Raw genomic sequence first — 20,140 nt, 5'->3', positions numbered from 1 at the left:
CGGAATGGAGGACTGGCGTGAGGGCGGTAGCCGTTCTTCAGGCGAGCCCATGCCCTCTGGGGCAACCGATGATCGTCGCCGCCCGGGTCAGCTTGGCATGGCGCCTCATTGGCTACACAACTGGCCACACAACGCGAGAAGGGCCGGGGACCGATGACCGGTAGGGGGGCGGACCGCTGGTCACCGGGCGTCACGTTTGGGCGCGGGTCCAAACCCATGCAGGCGGTCGGGGGGCTATTCGCGATGTCGGCGGACGCCATCAAGTTCGTGTTCCGGCGGCCCTTCCAGTGGCGGGAGTTCCTGGAGCAGTCGTGGTTCGTCGCGCGCGTCTCGATGGCGCCGACGTTGTTGGTGGCCATCCCATTCACCGTCCTGGTCAGCTTCACGCTCAACATTCTGCTGCGCGAACTGGGTGCGGCGGACTTGTCCGGTGCGGGGGCCGCTTTCGGTGCGGTCACCCAAGTCGGTCCGCTGGTGACCGTGTTGATCGTCGCCGGCGCGGGCGCGACGGCGATGTGTGCAGACCTTGGTTCGCGAACGATCCGTGAGGAAATCGACGCGATGGAGGTACTGGGCATCAACCCCGTGCAGCGCTTGGTGACCCCGCGCATGCTGGCTTCGGGATTGGTCGCGCTGTTGTTGAACAGTCTGGTCGTCATCATCGGCATTCTGGGCGGCTATGTCTTTTCGGTGTTCGTCCAAGACGTCAACCCCGGTGCGTTCGCCGCGGGCATCACCTTGTTGACCGGGGTGCCCGAGGTGATCATTTCCTGTGTCAAGGCAGCGCTTTTCGGCCTGATCGCCGGTCTGGTTGCGTGCTACCGGGGGCTGACGGTATCCGGCGGGGGCGCCAAGGCCGTCGGAAACGCCGTCAACGAGACCGTGGTGTACGCGTTCATGTCGTTGTTCGTCGTGAACGTGGTTGTCACCGCTATCGGCATCCGCATGTCAGCCAAATAACCGCAACGGGAGGCCTAGGGACACGCTGTGACACTGCGAGCAGCCTATCCGCGACTGACGCGACAACTCCAAAAGCCGGTCGGCACGTTGAGCCGCATCGGCGATCACACGTTGTTCTACGGCAAGGCGCTGGCCGGCGCTCCGTTCGCGGCCACCCACTACCGGCGGGAAATCATTCGTCTTGTCGCCGAAATCAGCATGGGTGCAGGGACTTTGGCGATGATCGGCGGTACCCTGGTGATCGTCGGCTTCTTGACGTTGGCCGCGGGAGGCACGCTGGCGGTCCAGGGCTACAGCTCGCTGGGCAATATCGGCATCGAAGCGTTGACCGGATTCCTGGCCGCTTTCATCAACGTTCGCATTTCAGCGCCGGTGGTGGCGGGAATCGGGCTGGCCGCCACCTTCGGCGCCGGCGTGACCGCACAGCTGGGCGCGATGCGGATCAACGAAGAGATCGATGCGCTGGAATCGATGGCGATCCGCCCGATTTCATATCTGGTCAGCACCAGGATCGTCGCCGGGATGCTCGCGATCACCCCGCTGTATTCCATCGCCGTCATCCTGTCCTTCCTCGCCAGCCAATTTGTCACCGTGGTGCTGTTCGGCCAATCGGGTGGCCTCTATCAGCACTACTTCACGACGTTCCTGAATCCGATCGACCTGTTGTGGTCGTTCCTGCAGGCGGTGCTGATGGCACTGACCATCTTGTTGATCCATACCTATTTCGGCTATTTCGCCTCGGGCGGACCGGCCGGTGTCGGGGTTGCGACCGGTAACGCGGTACGCACCTCGCTGGTCGTGGTCGTCTCGGTGACACTGCTGGTGTCGCTATCCATCTACGGCTCCAACGGCAACTTCCACTTGTCGGGCTAGGGGAAACGACAGTGACGAAGAACCTCGGGCCGGGTCCCCTTCACCGTTCGGAAACCGCCAGCGCCGCAAGGCCTGTCGCGGCGTCACCCGGCCGGCACTTCGGCGTGCGGTCCTATGTTCGCCCCTTGGCGGGTTTGGCAACCGTCGTCGTGGTGGCCGGCATCGCCGCCGTCGCGGTGGGTCTGTTCCGGGGTTCGTTCACCGAGAGCGTGCCGGTGACCGTGGTTTCGCCGCGAGCCGGCCTGGTGATGAACCCCGACTCCAAGGTCAAGATGCGCGGGGTTGAGGTGGGTAAGGTCGCCTCGATCGAATCCCGGCCGGACGGCAAAGCGGTGCTGCACCTGGCCATGCAACCGTCGCAGATGCATCTCATCCCGTCCAACGTGCTCGTCGACATCGCGTCGACGACCGTCTTCGGCGCGAAGTTCGTCGAGCTGGTGCCGCCCGATAATCCGTCGCCGCGGCCGCTGCGCGCCGGTGCGGTGCTCGAGGGCCAGCACGTCACCGTCGAAATCAACACGGTTTTCCAGCAACTCACCTCGGTGCTGAACTCCATCGATCCCGCCAAACTGAACGAGACCCTCGGCGCCATCGCGTCGGCGGTGAACGGCCGCGGCCACGAGATCGGCCAGATGCTGTCCGATCTCGATCACTTCCTGGCCACCCAGGATCCGAGTCTTCCGGCGCTTCGCCACGACCTCGAGGTCCTGCCCACGGTCAGCAACGCCTATGCCGACGCCGCGCAAGACCTGGTCACCACGGCCGACAATGCCATCCGGATCAGCAAGACGATTCTCGACGAGCAACGCAACCTGGACGCCTTCTTGATCAGCTCGATCGGTCTGGCCGACATGGGCAACGACGTGATAGGCGGCAACCGGCAAGCGCTCACCGATGTCCTGCATCTGCTGGTGCCGACCACCAATCTGACCAACGAATACCACCAAGCGCTGTATTGCGGTCTGGCCGGGTCGTTGGTGAATCTGCACGCGCCGCCGCTGCCCACCCCCGGCGTGTTGGTGTTGGTCGGTTTCGAGTGGGGGGCCGAACGATATCGTTACCCGGTCAACTTGCCCAAGGTGGCCGCGACCGGTGGCCCGCAGTGCTGGGAGCTTCCGGTGGTGCCCTTTGACGTGGCTCCGCCGTTCGTGGTCGCCGACGTCGGCGCCAACCCCTGGCAGTACGGAAACCCGCACCTGCTGCTGAATTCGGATGCCCTCAAACAGCTGCTGTACGGGCCACTCGACGGGCCGCCGCGCAACACGATGCAGATCGGGCAGCCCGGATGAGCAGCTCACGCCCGATGATCGTCAAGTTCGGCATCTTCGCCGTGATCATGACGGTGCTGACGGTGTTCTTGTTCTTCATTTTCGGTCAGTACCGCACGGGTTCGACGAATGGTTATTCCGCTGTCTTCAACGATGTCTCGCGACTCAAGTCCGGACAGACGGTACGCGTGGCGGGCATCCGGGTGGGCACCGTCAACAGCGTCACGCTGCTGCCCGACAAAAGGGTGCGGGTGAAGTTCGACACCGATCGCAGCGTCGTGCTCACCACCGGCACCCGGGCCGTCGTCCGCTACCTCAACCTGGTCGGTGACCGCTATCTCGAACTCGTCGACGGTCCCGGATCCACCAAGGTACTGCCTGCCGGCGGCGAGATTCCGCTCGACCGGACGGCGCCCGCGCTCGACCTCGATCTGCTGCTGGGTGGCCTGAAACCGGTTATCCAGGGCCTGAATCCGCAAGACGTCAACGCGCTCACCGCGTCGCTGGTACAGGTGTTCCAGGGCGAGGGCGGCACCCTGCAGTCGTTGCTGTCGAAAACGTCGTCGTTCTCAACTACGTTGGCCGACAACAACGAAACCGTCCAGCAATTGATCGACAACCTCAACGCGGTGGTTGCCACGCTGGACAAGGACGGCGACAAATTCTCCACCGCGCTGGATCGCCTGCAGCGACTCGTCAGCGCGTTTTCCGACGACCGCAATACGATCGGCACCGCTATCGACGCCCTGGACCAGGGAACCGCGTCGATCGCGGATCTGCTCACCCGGGCCCGGCCGCCGCTGGCCGGCACGGTGGATCAGCTCAACCGGCTGGCGCCGCTGCTTGACCAGGACAAGGACAAGATCGACGTGTCGTTGGCGAAGCTGCCCAACAACTACCGCAAGCTGGTGCGGCTGGGCTCCTACGGTGCCTGGATTCCGTACTACCTCTGCGAGCTGAGCCTTCGCGTCTCCGACCTGCAGTACCGGACCGTGGTATCGCCCATCTACCGCCAAGAAGGCGGGCGGTGCGCGGAGCCCGATGAGGGAGACCGATGAACAAGTACCGCGGCACCGGTCTCGTTCGGGCCGGATTCATCGGCACCGTGCTGGTGATCATGGTCATCGCCGTCGGCCTGTCGCCCGAGCAACTGATCCAGCGGGCCACCGCCGTCAGATACCAGGCGGTGTTCTCCGAAGCCGGTGGCCTGGCCCAGGGCAACGACGTGACGATATCGGGAATGAAGGTCGGCTCGGTCTCGGATGTGGCCCTGCACAACGGCGATGCACTGGTGACGTTCACCATCAAAGGGACGGTGCTCCTCGGGTCGGACACCACCGCACACATCCGGACCGGTTCGCTGCTGGGCCAGCGGGTGCTCACCCTGGAATCGGCGGGCGGCGGCAAGCTGCATCCCATGGATGTGATACCGATTTCACGCACATCCTCGCCGTACTCGTTGAGCGACGCCCTCAGCGATCTCACGACCGATGTCGCCGGCACCAATACCGATACGCTCAACCAGTCGCTGGACACGCTCGCGACAACGCTTGACCAGATCGCCCCGCAATTGGGCCCGGCCTTCGACGGGGTGACCCGGCTGTCGCAAACCCTCAACAGCCGCAACAAATCACTGCGCGACCTCTTACAAGGCGCCGCCGATGTCACCAAGATCCTTTCGCAACGCAGCGCGCAGGTGAACACGCTGATCCTCGACGCCAACAGCCTGCTGTCCGTCCTGGTGGCCCGCCGACAAGAGATTGTGCAACTGCTGGCCAACACCTCCGCGGTGGCCAAACAGCTGACCGGATTGGTGCACGACAACGAAAGCAAGTTGGCGCCGACGTTGACCAGGCTGAATTCGGTGATCGCGATGCTGGAGAAGAACCGCGACAATCTCTCGCAGGCGCTACCGGGCCTGGCCAAGTATCAGCTCACCCAGGGCGAGGCCATCTCCAACGGGTTCTACTACACCGCGTTCGTCCCGAACTTCTTGGTAATGGAGCTCTTTCAGCCGTTCTTCGACTATTTCTTCGGCTTCCGAGCTTACGGAGCGCCCGGTCAGCCACCGGACACCGCCGGTCCGCGAGCACTGATCCCCTTCCCCTCCAACGCCATTCCACCGTGCCCCGACTGCCGGGTGCCCGGCCTTCCGCCCTTCGCCGGAGGGTCGTGATGATCACCCGCACCACGCTTCGGGCCGGGCTGGCGATCATGTTGGTAGCGCTGGTCGTCGTGGGCGCCGCAGTGGCCGTTCGCAATACGTTCTTCCGCCCGAAGACGATCACCGCCTACTTCACCAAGACCACCGCGATCTACCCGGGCGACGACGTGCGGGTCTCGGGTATCAAGGTCGGCACGATCACCGCCATCCATCCGGAGGGGACCACGGCCAAGATGGTCATGCACGTCGATCACGACGTCCCCATTCCGGCGGATGCCAAGGCGGTGATCGTCGCGCAGAATCTGGTCGCGGCCCGCTATGTCCAACTCACCCCGGCCTACCGGTCCAGCGGTCCCACCATGCCCGACGGCGCCGTGATACCGCGCGAGCGGACCGCGATACCCGTCGAGTGGGACGAGGTCAAAGACCAACTAATGCGGCTGGCAACGGAATTGGGGCCCAACAGCAAAGTCTCGACGCCCTCGGTGGCGCGCTTCATCGACAGCGCCGCCAACGCGCTGGGCGGCAATGGCGCGAAGCTGAGACAGACCCTGGCCGAACTGTCCGGGGTGGGGCGGATCTTGGCCGACGGCAGCGGCAACATCGTCGACATCATCAAGAATCTGCAGACTTTCGTCAAGGTGCTTCGCGACAGCAACCAACAACTGGTGGTGTTCAACAACCAGCTGGCCACGCTGACCAATGTGCTCGACGACAATAAATCCGACTTGGACGCCGCGCTCACCGACTTGGCGGGCGCCGTCGGTGAGGTGCAACGGTTCATCGCGCAAACCCGTGATCCGACCTCGGAGCAGATCGCGCGATTGGCCGACCTGACCCAGATCCTGGTCGACAACAAGATGGCTCTCAAGAACATCCTGCACGTCACGCCGAACGCACTCGCCAACGCCTACAACGACTACGAACCCGACATGGGGGCAATCCGTGGCGCGTTCACGGTCAACAACACGGCCAATTCGGTGAACCTCTACTGCTCGCAACTCGGGGCCATCGAAAACGTCACCGCCGTCGAATCCGGCAAGCTGTGCGGCCTGTATCTCAGTCCGGCACTGCGAGTGTTCAACCCGCTGTTGCTCTTCAACTGGAACTATCTCCCTATTCCGATCAACCTGATCCTGGCGTCGTCGGCGGACCCGCAAAACATCGTCTACACCGAGCCGCGGCTGGCGCCCGGAGGTGAGGGCCCCAAGCCCGGACCGCCCGAGCTGCCACCGGCGGTGTCGGCCTATACCGGGCTGCCCGGCGATACGCCGGACTATCCGCCGCCGCCGGGGCCGCCGGCACGGATACCGGGCGCGGCAATGCCCGAGCCGCCGGCGCCCACCCGCCCGGGCGAGTCACCGCCGCCGTCGCCGGCGCCGATACCCGGCCTGCTCCCAGCCGAAGGAACGCAGCCGTGACCGCCCGGGTGTTGGCCCGCCGGGTGCTGGTCCTCGGCGCGGCCGTCATGCTGAGTGTGACCGGATGCGCATTCAACGGCCTCAACTCGCTGCCGCTGCCCGGCGCGGTGGGACGTGGCTCGGGTGCCGACATCTATCACGTCGAGATCGCCAATGTCGGCACCATGGAGTCGAATTCGCCGGTGATGGTCAACGACGTCGTGGTCGGCAGCATCGGCAGGATGCGGGTGACCGGCTGGCACGCCGACGTCGAGATCTCGGTGAAGCACGGTGTGGTGATACCCGCCAACGTGATTGCCAGTGTCGGTCAGACGAGTCTGCTGGGGTCCATGCACCTCGAGCTCAATCCGCCGCCCGGAAAACAGGGCGAAGGGAAGTTGCAACCGGCGGCCGAATGCGCCCGGCTTCACCTCGCCCAGCCGCCCTGCGCCACCGTCCCGCTGGACAAGTCGTCGACGTACCCGTCGACGGAACAGACGTTGTCGTCGTTGTCGGTTGTCATCAACTCGGGCGGCTTCACCCAAATCGGCGACATCGTGCACAATTTCAACGCGGCCTTGTCCGGCCGGGCAGCCGATGTTCGCGACCTGATCGATCGCCTCGACCGGTTCGTGGGAACACTCGACCAACAGCGTGGCAACATCGTCGCGTCGATCCAGGCACTGAACCGGCTTGCCGGCACGTTCGCCAGCCAGCGCGACATCATCACCCAGGCGCTCTACAAGGTGCCGCCCGCCCTGGACGTTCTGATCCGCGAGCGGCCGCGCATCACGGCCGCGTTGGACAGACTCAGGGTGTTCAGCGACACCGCCACCAGGCTGGTCAACGACGCGGGCAGCGATCTGGTCACGAATCTGAAAAACCTTGAGCCGACCATCGGTGCGCTCGCCGACGTCGGGCCGGAGCTCGACGCCGCCCTTGCCTACGCGCCGACCTACCCGTTCACCCAGAACCTCATCGACCGAGCCATCCGAGGTGACTTCGTCAACGGGTTTTTCGTTCTCGACCTGACGAACGCCCGGCTGCGCAAGGGGCTGTTGCTGGGCACCCACTGGGGACGGTTGGGCGCGGAGCTGGTGCCGGCGCCCGGGGACCCGCAGTACCTGCAGTACCAGTACACGCCCGACCCGCGGAATCCATCCGCTCCTGGGCCGGTGGCGCCGCCGGTCGGTGCGCCGTTGACGCCGACGGCGGCGCCGGGCCCCGCAACGTTTGTGCCGCTGCCGTTGCCGCCGCCGGGCGCGCCGCCGCCGGTGCCGCCACCACCGCGGCCACAGCTGGGCCCGGCGACACCCGAATTCGGTCCGCAGGTGCCGGGCACGCCGCCGACCGCCACGCAGCCACCGGATGGGGGCTCGTAAATGCTGACCCGGTTCGTTCGTATCCAGCTGGCGATTTTCACGATCGTGGGCATCGTCGGTGTGTTCGTCATGGTGTTGATGTACATCCAGGCGCCGACGCTGCTCGGAATCGGGCGGATAACGGTCACCCTGGAGGTGCCCGCGGCCGGCGGCCTCTACCGCTTCAGCAACGTGACCTACCGCGGCGTGCAGGTCGGCAAGGTGACCGCGGTGGGGCTGACGTCGCACTGCAGCGACCCCACACGCAGTCCGTGCACGAATGCGACGCTGTCGCTTGGTTCTTCGCCGAAGATCCCGGCGGACCTGGAAGCCGATGTGCGCAGCATCTCAGCGGTCGGCGAACAGTACGTGGATCTGCGGCCGCGCACCAACTCGCCGCCCTATCTGCACAACGGATCGGTGATCCCGATGAGCCAGGCCACCATTCCGCAGCCGATCGGGCCGGTGCTCGATCAGACCAGTGCGTTGATCGACAGCATCCCCAAGGACAAGCTCGTCGCGTTGCTCGACGAGGCATTCAAGGGATTCAACGGGGCGGGCTACGATTTCGGATCGTTGTTCGACTCGGCGGCAAAGGTTTCCGGTGACCTCAACGGTGTCGCCGACCGGACCCGAACCCTCACCGAGGACACCGGGCCGGTTCTGGACTCCCAAGCGCAAACCACCGACGCGATCCGGCTGTGGGCGCGCAGCCTTGCCGGCGTCTCCGGCCAACTGGTGACCAACGACCCGCAGGTCCGCACCCTGCTGGAGCAAGGCCCCGGCGCATTCGACGAGGCGTCTCGACTGCTCGGGCAGATCAAGCCGACGCTGCCGGTGCTACTGGCCAACCTGACCACGGTCGGCCAGATCGCGGTGACCTACCACGCGTCACTCGAGCAGGTACTGGTGTTGCTGCCGCCGTTCATTGCCGCGATTCAATCGTTCGTCGGCACCAAAAACCCGACGGGCTACGCCCAGGGCGACTTCGCGGCTCTGGTCGACGATCCGCCCGGCTGCACGGTCGGGTTCCTACCGCCAAGCCAATGGCGCTCGCCGGCCGACACCACGACGATCGATACCCCGGACGGGCTGTACTGCAAGCTGCCGCAGGACTCACCGATTTCGGTTCGCGGTGCCCGGAACTATCCCTGCCTCGAGCACCCGGGCAAGCGCGCGCCGACGGTCGAAATCTGTGACAGCGACCGGCCTTTCGAGCCACTGGCGATGCGCCAGCACGTCTTCGGCACCTATCCGCTGGATCCGAACCTGCTCGCACAGGGCATCCCGCCCGATGACCGGGTCAACTTCTACCGGGACCGGATTTTCGGACCGGTGGAGGGCACCCCGCTGCCACCGGGATCGCCCGGGCCGCGGGGAACGCCGCCGGGACCGCCGAATTCGCCGGTGCCCCTGGGGCAACCACCGATACCGCCGGGATCGTCGGTACCGCCGCCGGCCAACTTGCAACCGCCGGTGCCGGTGGAACTGACGCCAATCGCGCCGATGGACGTTCCGGACGGCGCCCCCCCGGCCCCGGTTGGCGGGCCGCAGGCTGCACCAAGTGCGTTCGGCCACAACGGTTCTCGAGTGAGCCCGGGTTTGGCCGTGGCGCAGTACGACCCCCGCACTGGTCGCTACGTCGCTCCCGATGGCCAGCTGTATCGGCAGTCAGATCTGGTCAAGGCGCCCAAGACCTGGATGGACATGCTCTTGGCGGCGTGATCCCGGTGGCGGCCGGCGCCCGGTCAGATCTTGTCGAGCCGGAACGGCATCATGACGACGAGCCACTTGTTGACACCGCATGCGCCGCTGGGCCCGACGGTCTGGTCCTTGCCGGCATATGTCGACGAGCCGGCCTGCACGGTGCCGTCCGGCCCTGCCGGATAGAAGGTGAACGTTTGCACCCCGGTGAAGGAGGTGCCGTCGGGGCATGTTTCCCAGTTGGGCACCTCGTGTTTGACGGTCCACATCACCCCGTCATGCATGTAGAGCGGTGCGCTCCAACCCTGGTCGCTGGTGACGTGGCCGGTGCAGTCCTGAGCCGTGGTACAGCTGGACGTCAGGGTCCACGTGCTACTGACGGTCGGTTCATCATGAAAAGATTGATTCGTCTTGGCCCATTCACCGACGGACGTGGCGCGGTAGGTTCCGTTGATGGCGAGACCGTCGGTGGAGGCCCGGGCCGGCGGTGCGGTGCTCGAGCCGCCAATCATCGTGGCAGCCACCAGTATTGCGCTTGCGACAATGCCCATTGCCCGCATCACGTGCTCCTCGACGCGCTAGCGCCACTTCCCACTTGAGACAGTAACACCGGGACCGCCAAGTGGGCGAGGGCTTTGCCGCGGAGCGCGCGGCCGTCACAGCGAGTCGAGCTTGGCGATCAGCCAGAATCCGTTGACCTTCGTCAGCGTTACCCGAACGCTGCTGGTCGTTTTCACCGGGTCGGGTTTGTCCTTGCTGGTGGTCTTCAGACTGATAAACACAAGTACGACAGCTGAATCCGGATGCAATTCTGCCGCGGCGGCTCGAATGACGCGGGCGTTGGTGGTGATTTGGCCGCGCTGGGCCGCCGGCGCCACGATCTGCTCGGTGAACCGTTCGTAGTAGGTCTGATAGTCGCCGGTGAGCCGCGATCTCGCGTTGTCGAAATCCCGGCTCAGGCTGTCGGGCGAGTACGACAGGAGCGCCACCGTGCCCTCGGACGCCGCTCTGATCGCGTCGCGTGCCGCCGCGTCGTCGGTCTGTTGATCCGGACGGTAACCGAAGTAGAAGAATCCGGCGGCGAAGCCCGTCGTGGCAATGACCAACAGCCCTAACAGAATTGGACGCCACCGCGTCAGGCACCGGCGGATCCGGCGGCGTGCCAACCTGAATCGGCGGCGCGGCGCCGCAGTGTCATCCGGCAAAGCGGTCGGGTCGTCGAGCTGTGAACCCTCGTCGAGGGTCACGGCAGCGCCTCGACCTTCGCCACTTTGAGCTGTCCGCCGTCTCGTTGCACCGTCATGACAATCCGCCAGGACCGCGGCGGCAGTTTGGCCTTGTCCGGATTGGCCTCGGGATTGGCGACCTCGGCTTTGGCCGCCACCAGGACCACTGCGGAATCGTCGGTCATCGACTGGACGGCGACGCCTTGCACGGTCACCTTGGTGCTGACCCTGGACTGCTCGACCGACTGGACCAAGTCGTCGGCAGCGATCAGCATCCCGCCTTTGAACGCGCCGGTGGTGCTGTCGATGATGCGTTGTACGTCCTCTCTGGCCTTGGTGGCATCGATCGACATCAGGGTGATGGCGCCCTGCCGGGCCGCGGACGCGAACTCGGTGGCGCGCTGCTGTTGGCGCACGACAGTGCGGTGGTGCCACACCAGATAGCCGCTCGCGCCGAGTGACCCGCAGCTGATGACCGCCGCGGCCATCGCGGCCAGGCCCTTGCGTCCCGGACGCCGAAGCCGCAGCCGCCGCACCCGGAATCGGCGCCGTGCGTTACCGGCTCCGTGGTCGACGGCTGCGTCCTCAGCCTCGGCGCCAGCCGTTGGCTGCTGGCCGCCAGTTATCGCGCCGGCCTTTTCGCTGAGCTGTCTCGCGCGTTCACGGGCCGCGCGCGCCCTCGCTTCGGCCAGGGCGACGGCTTCTGCTGCCTGGGTTAGCGATTCGCCGTCGCGGCCATCGGCTTCGTGGGCCTCAGACAGACGCTCTCGCGACGGCATTGTCACCTCCTGGTCACGCGCTGAGGGAGAGCAACATTATCTATCACTCATCAGAAGGTCCTGGCCCCGCCCCGAATAGGTTGATTTCAGTCTTCTGGCGAGCAGGAGAGTTTTCTTCTCAATTGTGCAAGAGTAATAGCGTGCGCTTACTCGTGGCAGCGATTGCCGCGTTGCTCGGCATGACGGTATTGACGGCACCGCCCGCCGACGCGGGTCCGACGGTTTGCGACTATCCGGCCTGCACGCCGGGAATCACCCCGAACGTCGTCCTCGGGGCACCCTGCGACAACACCACCTACTACGTCTTCGGAACCGCCGACTACTACGTCTCGTTCGCCACCGAGCCGGGACGGTTGATGTTCTGCGGTTCGCCGCGGCGATATGAACCCCGATGGTTCCGATCACCCCCGATGGCCGGGATCAAGGACGAGAACTCCGACTGCACCAGATATCCGGAGTATTACGTCGCGCAGGCGCCCGACGGCCTGTTCCTAGTGTGCGTGGCGCAGAACGGTCACGCCAGATGGGTGCGGGGCGACACGTAGTGGGTTCACTCCGCGTCAATGAGCCGACGGGTGATGCGACGCAACTGCGAACGCAGTGACTCGTCGTCGACATCCGCGACCAAGGGGTGCATCACGCCGACGGCAATCGCGCCCGACAGCATCGCCGCCGTGACCCGGGCGTCCTCGGCGGCATCGCCGACCAGCACACCGTAGAGCCGCGCAATGAATTGCTGAAACGGTTGGTGTTCGGCCAGCAGCCGAACGATGACCGGATCGAACTGCAGCGTGCTGGCCGCGCCCCGGCGCTCGACCGCCACGTCGATCACCCGCTGCAGCAGCAGCTCACGCGCTCGCGGCTGGTGAGCCTGGGTTTCGGCGGACTCCAGTGCCTCTTCCAGACCGCCGAGCTCACGTTCGGTGAGGGCGATGACGATCTGCTCTTTGGTCTTGAACTGGTGGTACACCGCCGCTTTGGTAACCCCGATGGCGTCGGCGATCATCTGCAGCGACGTGCCGCCGACGCCGTGCTCGGCGATCAGCTGCAGTGCCGCATCCAGAATGCGGGTCTGCGCGGGGGTGCGGTTGATGAAGCGAAACTGGCCGGGCGGCGGTGTGGACACCACATCGAGAGCCTAGCCGATCGGCTATTGACCGCAGATAGCCGATCGGCTAGCTTCGCTGAGAAGCCGCACCCCGCGATCGCCCAACGACCCGCGGACCGGAAGGAGTCCCCGATGTCCGGCATCGGTGAGCACCCAACAGCCCCGCCATCGGCGTTACGGCGCACCGATGGCGAGCTGATCCTGTTGTGGACGTTGCCCGTCGTGGCGATCATCTGGGTCTCGGCGTTCGTCTTGTTTCCCGGCTTTACGCCACCGATGTCGCCCAGAATGCCGGCCGAACAGGTGGCCGCCTTCTATCGGGAAAATCAGTCCGGGGTCCGCTACAGCATGATCCTGTTCAACTGGTTCTGCGTGGGCCTGATCCCGGTCCTGATCCTGCTGGTGATGCAGATTCGCCGGATGGCTCACCGCACACCGATCTTTTCCTATTGCATGCTCGGGTGCGTGGCCGGCGGTCCCACCCTTTTTCTCATCGCCAACGTCTGCTGGTTGCTGGCCGCGTTCCGCCCGGAACGCAACCCCGAGCTGACCCAGATGTTCAACGATCTGGCCTGGCTCACCTTCACCACGCAGGTGCCCTTCCTCATCGGGCAGAGCGTGATTCTGGCCCTGGCGATCTACTTCGACGATCCGTCGCATCCGGTATTCAGCCGGTGGGTGGCCCATTTCAATCTGCTCATCGCCGCCGCGCTGGTGCCGGCGGCGTTCGCCGGCCTGACCCTGTCCGGCCCACTGGCGTGGGACGGAGCGTTGTCGTTCTGGCTGAAGAACATCGCCATCGCGGTGTGGATTGTGGTGTGCGCCGTCGTCCTCGGCCGGGCCGTTCACCGGCAGCGCGCCGACGAATCGGCCGGCGCATGAGCGCAGTGGCGACAAACCCCAAGCGCGAGTTGTGGCTGGCCTGGTGGACGCTCGTGGTCTTCTACAACTTGTTCGTCCTGGTGTTCTTCGTGCTGACCCGCGCCCAGCCCCCGCCAGACCCCTCGTGGGACACACCGAGAATCGTTCGGTGGTTCCAGGACAACCACTTTGGGATACTCATCGGTTTTGCCATCATGTTCGTCATCACCGGCATGACAACGATGAGCAACGCGCTCATCGCCTATTCCATGCGCCGCATGTCGGTCAGCCCGGCATTCGCATACTCGTACCTGGTGTTGTACTCGCTCAGCGCGATTCCCGGAATGATGCTGATGTGCATCGTGCTCACCGCGGGGGCGATGCGCCCCGACCGCGATCCAGAACTGATCGGTTGGCTCTACGACTTCGGCTTCCTGTCGTTCATCGGGACCATGGGGGTGTTCCTGATCGGCTCGCTGGTGTGGATGCTCGCCATCCTGATCGACAAGAACCGGGTCTTCCCAAAGTGGTTCGGCTATCTCAACCTCTGCAACGCGCTCACCGAGATCGTGGTCTCGCCTGCCTGGATTTTCCGTCGCGGCGTCTTGGCCTGGAACGGGCAGATCGCCTGGTGGCTCAACATGGCCGTATTCGGTATCTATACTGGCGTTTTCATCGCCTTGCTGCGGCGGATGATCCAGCGTGAGGACTTCGGTACCGGGACACTGCCCGAGCTTGCGCCCGGAAAGGTGACCGCGCTATGACCGCCGGTGCGAACAAGCCGCCCAGGGTCGTCCCCGGCCAACCGGACATGTGGGCCTTCGTGCTGTTCGAAACACTGGTATTCACTGCTTATTTCAGCTTCTACCTGTTCTACCGCACCCAGAGCACCGAGCTCTTCCTGCGCTCCCAGGCGCAGCTGGACCTGCGTATCGGGGCCTTCAACACACTTATTCTGCTGCTGAGTTCCTGGTCGGTGGCACGATGTGTCCAGTCGGCCCGCGTCCACGCATACCGAGCGGCGCTCACCGACGCCTTTCTCACCGCGTTCTGCGGCCTGGTGTTCCTGGTCGCCAAGGTGTTGGAGTGGGCCAAGCAGATCCGGATGGGCAATTCCTTGACCGCTAACGACTTCTTCACCTATTACTTCTTTCTCACCGGTATCCACTTCGTGCACCTGCTGATCGGATTCGTCGTCATCGGCGTTGTGGTCTACCAGCTTTGGGGTCTGGCACGAAAATGCCAGTGGTCTCAGGGGTCTCAGCAGCTTGTCGAGACCTGCGCCACGTACTGGCACACCGTCGACTTCCTCTGGGTGCTGATTTTCGCACTGCTGTACGTGGTGAGGTGATCCGAAATCAGATTCAACAAGCGGCTGTCGGTCGTCTGGGTGGTGCTGGCGTCATTGACGCTGTCGTACCTGTGGCTTGATTACGCTGTCGACGGATCTCCGAAGGCCAGCGCGGTGGTTACGTCGAGCGTGATCGTGATCGCACTCATCAAGGTACGCATCATCTTTCGCGAGTTCATGGAAGTCGGGCAGTCGCCTGCCTTGCTGCGCCGCCTGACGGACGCGTGCGTGCTGCTTGTCGGCGCTGCCTTGTTCGGCAGCTATCTGGTCGGCATGATGCTCCACTAGGACAGTTGCGGACTTAGGCGAGGGCCCGGCGATCGCATCATGCACATTGGTTTCTGGCCCAACGGTAGGTAATTCGCTCGCCCTCGCTCGGAAATTCCTGGTGTCCACGGATGTGGCTGGTCAACGATGTCCTCGTGCGCAGCCTCGGGTGCCCGGGCACGCCTTGGCTCTGTTGTCGGCACGCCGATACCGCACCTTCGCTCAAACCTCTTCTGATGGCCGGCGTTCGGGGGATGTCTCACGTGCTCACCGAGTCGGCAGTGATGCCGCATCGAGTGTGAGGCGACGGCTTTGACCGTGTATGCAGGGGCGGGAACCGCCGCAATCGGCCGCCCTGACGGCACGCTCGGCGCCGCCAGCGCACACTCGGCGCCGCCAGGGCACGCTCGCCGCCGTTAGCCGCCGACCCAACCGCACCAGCACGCGATTTCCAGCCGTCGCGCTGTTGGGGTTGTCACGGACAGGCGGGCTGAGTGAGACATCGCGAACCCGTTGGAGATTGATGTGGCTGATGTGAAATTCGCAGTTGAGTCGTACAACTCGGGGCACCTGTCGGTGGTGAATACCTACAAGATTTGTCACCTCGACTTCGACGTCGAAGGCGCGTTGCAGGGCAATACTCAGGCGCTGACGACACAAACGAAATCCATTGCCCTGCTGCAACAGCAGGAGGCGGACAACGGCACGCCAGTGACCGTCTCCTCCGCCCTTCCGGTGCTGTCGACCGGGCTGGTGACGGGTCAGGGCGGCGGACTGAACGTCCTCCAAATCGCTACGGCCAACGGTGTCAACATCTCCCGGGTGAACGTCATGGCCATGGATTACGGCCCTGGTTTCGCTCAGCCCGGCAACCCTGGCATGGGCACGTACGCGATCGACGCGGCGACGGCGACCCTCGGTCAGCTGATGACGTTGTATCCGTCGCTGTCCAGCGAGCGGGCATGGTCGATGCTCGGGGTGACGCCGCTGGTAGGAATCAACGACGACCCGCGCGAGATCTTCACCCTCGCCGGCGCGCAACAGCTGACCACGTTCGCGGTTCGAAACCATATCGGCGAATTGTCCATGTGGGAGCGCCCGCGGGAACACCACAGGCACCTTGGGCGCAGTAGACGCCGTCGACGGCAGCGGAGTGGCGCAAACCCCGTTCGAGTTCTCCAAGATCTTCGAGCAGATCGAGACCGGTTCCACACTGTGACGCCGGTCGCCGAGCGGGCGGCTCCGACAACATCGGAAACTCCGTGAGTCGTTGTGCAGCAGGTTCTTCGGTACTCGTCCCGGCAGCAGCGTCACATCGAAGTGCCTACGCCGTCGGGGTGAAGGTGAGATGTAGTTCGGTGAGCCCGCGCAGAATATACGTCGGTTCATATCGGTAGCGGCGATCGCCAGCCGGCCCGTGCTTGGATTCGTCAGCGGCTATGTCGGCCATCCGGTCCAGGATGCGCTCGATCGAGACGCGGCCCTCCACGCGGGCAAGGGGTGCGCCGGGACAGGAGTGGACTCCGCGGGCAAAAGCCATGTGTTCGCGGACATTCTTTCGGTCGAGGCGGAACTCGTGCGGATTGTCGAACCTTCGCGGGTCGCGGTTGACAGCACCGGGCAACACCATCACCACGGTGCCGGCCGGGATGTCGACCCCCGCGACGGTGGTGGCCCGGCGGGCGAGTCGCGAGTCGCTCTTGACCGGGCTCTCCAGCCGCAGTGACTCCTCGATGAACGCCGGAATCACGCTGCGGTCCTCGCGCAGCCGCTGCTGTAGGACCGGCCGGTCGACGAGCACCTGCAGCGCGGCGCTGAGCAGTTTGGCCGTCGTTTCCTGCCCGGCGGCGAAAAGAAATGTGGCCGAACGGACTACGTCAATGACCTCGGGTGTGGATCCGTCCGGATACTTCGCCGTCGCGAGCGCGGTCAGCACGTCTTCACGCGGTTCGCGGCGCCGGTCTTCGATGTAGCTGCTGAACTTCTCGTCGAGCCACTGCAGCGGGTTGGTGCCCACCGACTCGTGGTCGAGTCCACCCACCCGCGCGCCGGGACGCTCGGCGCCCAACATGACGCGAAACTCCTTGTGGTCGTCCTCCGGAACACCGAGCAGATCGGCAATCACCAGGGTGGCAAAGGGTTTGGAGTATTCGGAGATGAACTCGCACCGGCCGTTGCCGAGGAACTCGTCGAGCTGGCGATCGGCCAGGCGCCACATGAACTCCTCGTTCTGCTTGAGGCGGCTCGGCGTCAGCAGCCGGCTCAGCAATGACCGGGCACGGGTGTGATCCGGCGGGTCCATGGTGACCATGTGCTCGTACATCGGGAACTTCTCGCGGTTCTGGTCGATCTGGGCGTTGATGTCGTCGCCCTCGGGCACGAACGGCAGCGGCGGGAACGGTCCGCCCAGTGCGACGCAGTTGGAGAAGGAGTCGGTGTCCTTGTAGACCGCGGTGGCCTCGTCATACCCGGTGACGGCGACGACGCCGTAGTGTGGCAGTCGCAGCACCGGGTTCTTGCTGCGCAAGTAATCGAAATACGGATAAGGGTCGGGGACCAGCGACGGGTCGGTGAAAAAGTCGATCGAATGGTAGTCGCTCATGTCGCGCGTGCCTCCCGCAGCTGGCGTTTGCCGAATGGGCCGTCGGCGGCGATAGCTTCCGCCGCCCGAATCCGACGATGTGCTGAGCACCTGCTTAGCATGGCGGTAATGTCATGGTCAAGGTGGGCCACCCGGCCACCACGGCGACGTCGCTACGATCGGCGTGATCGGCGTGGTCGACGTCGAGGCATCGAAAATAGGGAGTGAGGGCATGACATCGGCTCGCCGGATCGGGGCGCCGGACGCGAAGAATCGCGGCCTGCTGCTCGACGCGGCCGAGCAACTGATGCTCGAAGAGGGCTATGCGGCAGTGACTTCGCGCCGTCTGGCGGGTAAGGCCGGGTTGAAGCCGCAATTGGTGCACTACTACTTCCGCACCATGGATGACTTGTTCCTGGAAGTGTTTCGCCGCCGCGCCGAAGCCGGTCTGCGGGTGCAGGACCGAGCGCTCGAGTCGCCGCAACCGCTGTGGGCGCTGTGGCGGTTCGGCACCGAGCCCGGATTCGCAAAGATGACAATGGAATTCATGGCGCTGGCGAACCATCGTAAGGCGATGCGGTCCGAAATCGCTTACTACGCTGAACGTTTCCGCGAACGGCAGCGGGTGGCGTTGACGGCCGCGCTGCAGCGCTACCACGTCGACACCCAGGACGTGCCGCCGGTGGTGTGGACGGTCCTGATGACCAGTATTTCGCGATTTCTGGTGATCGAGCAGGGGCTAGGCATGTCGGGCGGACATGCCGAAACGGTGGAAGTGGTCGAGCGCTACCTGCGTCGTCTGGAGGGTGAGCCACAGCCAGTCGAGTAGGGCAGCCGCGCCGAGTCACCAGTTGCGCAGCGAACAGAGCACGCCGCGGGGGCCGTCCTTGGCGACGACGACGACCCCGTCCACGGCCAAATCGCAATGAAACATCGGCGTGCCGGGTTCCGGGCCGGTGCTGGCGGTGACCATTGCCCACTGGTCGGGGTTGGCGAGCATGACCTGCATGGTCCACGGCCTGCCCGCAGCGATATCGGCCTGGATGTTCGGCGTGAACTGATAGGGGTTGTGGCTGTAGTCGGAAAAGACGGCAGGATCCTGGTCCTGGTAATAGATGTCGGCGTAGATCGGGTTCTTCGCCGAGATGGTGTACCGGACCTGATGCATGGGTGTGTCGTCGGCGTGTGACCGGCCGGTGCTGGCCATCAGAACCGGGCCCGCCACCAAAACCGCCAAGCCGAAACCCAGCTGCCGCCTTGTCGTGGTCATGTCGCGCCTCCAGCTGGCCCCCGGGGACCGGACGTGCGGTTGCGCACCCGCGCTGCGGCCTGCCAATGAGCCTCCGCCACCCACAGTCGTGCAAAGGATGCTATCGCTTCATCAGCCGAAACACCGCTGATTACCCGCTTGATCTCGGTCGCCGGGTGGCGCGCCAGGGCTGCGGCAACCGATCGCCACCCACGATCCGGTGAGTCGAACGAGGCGCGGGGCAGCACCAGATCCACCAGGCCGATGCGTTCGGCCTCGACGGCGTCGAGCGCCGTTCCCGTGCCCGCCAGCAGCAGCGCCTTGCTCTTTCCGACCAGCGCGGCCAGTCGCTCGGCGCCGCCCCAGGCCGGCATGATCTCCAGCTCCACCTGATTGAACGCGATCTTGATGTCGTCGGCGGCAATCCGGATGTCTGCGGCGACAGCCACCTCGGCGCCACCGCCGAAGGCGTGGCCATTCAGCACGGCGATCACCGGAGCCGGAAAAGCCGCGAGCTGGTCGCAGATGGAGCGCATCCGCTTCGCCATCGCCGAGGCGTCCTCCTCGGTTCGCAGCGAGCTCAGCTCCTTGAGGTCTCCGCCGGACACGAAGGCCCGGTCCCCGGCACCCCTGATGACCAGCGCTCGCGCGCCCGCCACCGCCTCGAGTGCCGTCTCCAGCTGGTCCATGGTGCCCGGCGCGATGGCATTGCGCGCGTGCGGGCGATCGATGGTGAGCACCGCCAACCCGGTACCCGACTTGTCGAACTCGAGGTCCACCATGCGTCAGTGCTTCCGGGACGAGCGGCGAAATTGGCATTCTCTTGCTCGGAGAATAGCATCATCGCCAGGGCTCGGGACTTCCGTCGCACAGCATCCGGGGTGGCCACGTGCAGCACCGAATCGGGGCAGTGAGCACAGCGGCCGTAGCGGCACTGTAAGCCCACTGCCGAAGCCCACTGGCGACGCACCGCCACCGCAGCCCGTTG

At 64.8% G+C, this 20,140-nt stretch carries 22 protein-coding genes; 15 read left to right on the top strand and 7 right to left on the bottom strand.

The window, feature by feature from the left end; all coding sequences use genetic code 11:
• The first annotated feature begins 153 nt into the window (after positions 1 to 153).
• Genes EET03_RS22770 through EET03_RS22735 form a run of 8 tightly spaced genes read left to right on the top strand, consistent with a single transcriptional unit; the run spans position 154 to position 9,751 of the window.
• Positions 154 to 960, top strand: a complete 807-nt coding sequence (locus EET03_RS22770) for an MlaE family ABC transporter permease (RefSeq protein WP_075540800.1) — start codon at positions 154 to 156, stop codon at positions 958 to 960.
• 27 nt (positions 961 to 987) lie between these two features.
• A complete protein-coding gene (locus EET03_RS22765; RefSeq protein ID WP_036414703.1) occupies positions 988 to 1,833 on the top strand; it encodes an ABC transporter permease in 846 nt (281 codons plus the stop codon).
• 11 nt (positions 1,834 to 1,844) lie between these two features.
• Complete coding sequence (locus EET03_RS22760; RefSeq protein ID WP_082274391.1) at positions 1,845 to 3,122, top strand: MCE family protein; 1,278 nt, start codon at positions 1,845 to 1,847, stop codon at positions 3,120 to 3,122.
• Positions 3,119 to 4,159 carry an MCE family protein gene (locus EET03_RS22755; protein ID WP_075540799.1) on the top strand — a complete coding sequence of 347 codons (1,041 nt, stop codon included), beginning with the start codon at positions 3,119 to 3,121 and terminating at the stop codon, positions 4,157 to 4,159. Before EET03_RS22760 ends, EET03_RS22755 begins: the two co-directional genes overlap by 4 nt.
• Positions 4,156 to 5,277, top strand: a complete 1,122-nt coding sequence (locus tag EET03_RS22750) for an MCE family protein (protein WP_075540798.1) — start codon at positions 4,156 to 4,158, stop codon at positions 5,275 to 5,277. The genes EET03_RS22755 and EET03_RS22750 overlap by 4 nt, the downstream gene beginning before the upstream one ends.
• The gene (locus tag EET03_RS22745) at positions 5,277 to 6,686 is read left to right on the top strand and encodes an MCE family protein (protein ID WP_099193750.1); all 1,410 of its coding nucleotides are present in this window, start codon (positions 5,277 to 5,279) and stop codon (positions 6,684 to 6,686) included. The genes EET03_RS22750 and EET03_RS22745 overlap by 1 nt, the downstream gene beginning before the upstream one ends.
• Positions 6,683 to 8,047, top strand: a complete 1,365-nt coding sequence (locus EET03_RS22740) for an MCE family protein (protein ID WP_082274389.1) — start codon at positions 6,683 to 6,685, stop codon at positions 8,045 to 8,047. Before EET03_RS22745 ends, EET03_RS22740 begins: the two co-directional genes overlap by 4 nt.
• The gene (locus EET03_RS22735; protein ID WP_075540797.1) at positions 8,048 to 9,751 is read left to right on the top strand and encodes an MCE family protein; all 1,704 of its coding nucleotides are present in this window, start codon (positions 8,048 to 8,050) and stop codon (positions 9,749 to 9,751) included.
• Positions 9,752 to 9,774: 23 nt separating this feature from the next.
• Here the strand turns inward: EET03_RS22735 and EET03_RS22730 are convergent, their stop codons facing one another.
• The 3 genes from EET03_RS22730 to EET03_RS22720 form a co-directional block, all read right to left on the bottom strand.
• Positions 9,775 to 10,290: an Rv2253/PknI dimerization domain-containing protein gene (locus EET03_RS22730; protein WP_075540796.1), complete on the bottom strand. Its 516-nt coding sequence runs from the start codon at positions 10,288 to 10,290 to the stop codon at positions 9,775 to 9,777.
• A 96-nt stretch (positions 10,291 to 10,386) separates the two neighbouring features.
• Positions 10,387 to 10,977, bottom strand: coding sequence for a twin-arginine translocation pathway signal (locus tag EET03_RS22725; RefSeq protein ID WP_075540795.1), 591 nt, complete (start codon positions 10,975 to 10,977; stop codon positions 10,387 to 10,389).
• On the bottom strand, positions 10,974 to 11,735 hold the full coding sequence (locus tag EET03_RS22720; protein ID WP_075540794.1) for a hypothetical protein: 762 nt from the start codon (positions 11,733 to 11,735) through the stop codon (positions 10,974 to 10,976). The genes EET03_RS22725 and EET03_RS22720 overlap by 4 nt, the downstream gene beginning before the upstream one ends.
• Before the next feature lie 140 nt (positions 11,736 to 11,875).
• On the opposite strand from EET03_RS22720, the gene EET03_RS22715 reads away from it, so the two are divergent.
• Positions 11,876 to 12,280, top strand: a complete 405-nt coding sequence (locus EET03_RS22715; RefSeq protein WP_208649119.1) for a hypothetical protein — start codon at positions 11,876 to 11,878, stop codon at positions 12,278 to 12,280.
• A 5-nt stretch (positions 12,281 to 12,285) separates the two neighbouring features.
• Here the strand turns inward: EET03_RS22715 and EET03_RS22710 are convergent, their stop codons facing one another.
• A complete protein-coding gene (locus tag EET03_RS22710) occupies positions 12,286 to 12,798 on the bottom strand; it encodes a TetR/AcrR family transcriptional regulator (protein WP_244232492.1) in 513 nt (170 codons plus the stop codon).
• 177 nt (positions 12,799 to 12,975) lie between these two features.
• Here EET03_RS22710 and EET03_RS22705 point away from each other — a divergent pair, with 177 nt between their 5' ends.
• The 5 genes from EET03_RS22705 to EET03_RS22685 all read left to right on the top strand — a co-directional run bounded on the left by EET03_RS22705 (position 12,976) and on the right by EET03_RS22685 (position 16,588).
• Entirely contained in the window at positions 12,976 to 13,725 is a 750-nt protein-coding gene (locus EET03_RS22705) for a hypothetical protein (RefSeq protein ID WP_075540792.1), read from the top strand.
• Entirely contained in the window at positions 13,722 to 14,468 is a 747-nt protein-coding gene (locus tag EET03_RS22700; RefSeq protein ID WP_099193748.1) for a hypothetical protein, read from the top strand. Before EET03_RS22705 ends, EET03_RS22700 begins: the two co-directional genes overlap by 4 nt.
• Positions 14,465 to 15,055 carry a cytochrome c oxidase subunit 3 gene (locus EET03_RS22695; RefSeq protein WP_075540791.1) on the top strand — a complete coding sequence of 197 codons (591 nt, stop codon included), beginning with the start codon at positions 14,465 to 14,467 and terminating at the stop codon, positions 15,053 to 15,055. The genes EET03_RS22700 and EET03_RS22695 overlap by 4 nt, the downstream gene beginning before the upstream one ends.
• A 6-nt stretch (positions 15,056 to 15,061) precedes the next feature.
• Positions 15,062 to 15,343: a cytochrome C oxidase subunit IV family protein gene (locus EET03_RS22690; protein ID WP_075540790.1), complete on the top strand. Its 282-nt coding sequence runs from the start codon at positions 15,062 to 15,064 to the stop codon at positions 15,341 to 15,343.
• A 513-nt stretch (positions 15,344 to 15,856) separates the two neighbouring features.
• A complete protein-coding gene (locus EET03_RS22685) occupies positions 15,857 to 16,588 on the top strand; it encodes a glycoside hydrolase family 18 protein (RefSeq protein WP_136625754.1) in 732 nt (243 codons plus the stop codon).
• A gap of 58 nt (positions 16,589 to 16,646) precedes the next feature.
• On the opposite strand, the gene EET03_RS22680 is transcribed toward EET03_RS22685, so the two are convergent.
• Positions 16,647 to 17,924, bottom strand: coding sequence for a cytochrome P450 (locus EET03_RS22680; RefSeq protein ID WP_075540788.1), 1,278 nt, complete (start codon positions 17,922 to 17,924; stop codon positions 16,647 to 16,649).
• Between the two features lie 211 nt (positions 17,925 to 18,135).
• On the opposite strand from EET03_RS22680, the gene EET03_RS22675 reads away from it, so the two are divergent.
• Entirely contained in the window at positions 18,136 to 18,732 is a 597-nt protein-coding gene (locus tag EET03_RS22675; protein ID WP_075540824.1) for a TetR/AcrR family transcriptional regulator, read from the top strand.
• A 15-nt stretch (positions 18,733 to 18,747) separates the two neighbouring features.
• Here EET03_RS22675 and EET03_RS22670 read toward each other — a convergent pair whose 3' ends face one another.
• Together EET03_RS22670 and EET03_RS22665 are read right to left on the bottom strand one after the other, a co-directional pair.
• The gene (locus tag EET03_RS22670) at positions 18,748 to 19,110 is read right to left on the bottom strand and encodes a hypothetical protein (RefSeq protein WP_244232491.1); all 363 of its coding nucleotides are present in this window, start codon (positions 19,108 to 19,110) and stop codon (positions 18,748 to 18,750) included.
• A 59-nt stretch (positions 19,111 to 19,169) separates the two neighbouring features.
• On the bottom strand, positions 19,170 to 19,934 hold the full coding sequence (locus tag EET03_RS22665) for an enoyl-CoA hydratase/isomerase family protein (RefSeq protein WP_075540786.1): 765 nt from the start codon (positions 19,932 to 19,934) through the stop codon (positions 19,170 to 19,172).
• Between the last annotated feature and the right edge of the window lie 206 nt (positions 19,935 to 20,140).

The sequence above is a fragment of the Mycobacterium innocens genome (assembly GCF_900566055.1).
In the GTDB taxonomy this organism is placed as follows: Bacteria; Actinomycetota; Actinomycetes; order Mycobacteriales; family Mycobacteriaceae; genus Mycobacterium; species Mycobacterium innocens.
Note: the sequence above shows the minus strand (reverse complement) of the source record. Positions and strands in the feature narration are given on the sequence as shown.

Bases quoted from the DNA above. Each gene is read 5' to 3' on its own strand.
- EET03_RS22680 (WP_075540788.1), bottom strand. From the start codon at position 17,924: ATGAGCGACTACCATTCGATCGACTTTTTCACCGACCCGTCGCTGGTC.
- EET03_RS22730 (WP_075540796.1), bottom strand. From the start codon at position 10,290: ATGCGGGCAATGGGCATTGTCGCAAGCGCAATACTGGTGGCTGCCACG.
- EET03_RS22675 (WP_075540824.1), top strand. From the start codon at position 18,136: ATGACATCGGCTCGCCGGATCGGGGCGCCGGACGCGAAGAATCGCGGC.
- EET03_RS22720 (WP_075540794.1), bottom strand. From the start codon at position 11,735: ATGCCGTCGCGAGAGCGTCTGTCTGAGGCCCACGAAGCCGATGGCCGC.
- EET03_RS22670 (WP_244232491.1), bottom strand. From the start codon at position 19,110: ATGGCCAGCACCGGCCGGTCACACGCCGACGACACACCCATGCATCAG.
- EET03_RS22770 (WP_075540800.1), top strand. From the start codon at position 154: ATGACCGGTAGGGGGGCGGACCGCTGGTCACCGGGCGTCACGTTTGGG.
- EET03_RS22750 (WP_075540798.1), top strand. From the start codon at position 4,156: ATGAACAAGTACCGCGGCACCGGTCTCGTTCGGGCCGGATTCATCGGC.
- EET03_RS22735 (WP_075540797.1), top strand. From the start codon at position 8,048: ATGCTGACCCGGTTCGTTCGTATCCAGCTGGCGATTTTCACGATCGTG.
- EET03_RS22695 (WP_075540791.1), top strand. From the start codon at position 14,465: ATGACCGCCGGTGCGAACAAGCCGCCCAGGGTCGTCCCCGGCCAACCG.
- EET03_RS22745 (WP_099193750.1), top strand. From the start codon at position 5,277: ATGATCACCCGCACCACGCTTCGGGCCGGGCTGGCGATCATGTTGGTA.
- EET03_RS22705 (WP_075540792.1), top strand. From the start codon at position 12,976: ATGTCCGGCATCGGTGAGCACCCAACAGCCCCGCCATCGGCGTTACGG.
- EET03_RS22665 (WP_075540786.1), bottom strand. From the start codon at position 19,934: ATGGTGGACCTCGAGTTCGACAAGTCGGGTACCGGGTTGGCGGTGCTC.
- EET03_RS22755 (WP_075540799.1), top strand. From the start codon at position 3,119: ATGAGCAGCTCACGCCCGATGATCGTCAAGTTCGGCATCTTCGCCGTG.
- EET03_RS22700 (WP_099193748.1), top strand. From the start codon at position 13,722: ATGAGCGCAGTGGCGACAAACCCCAAGCGCGAGTTGTGGCTGGCCTGG.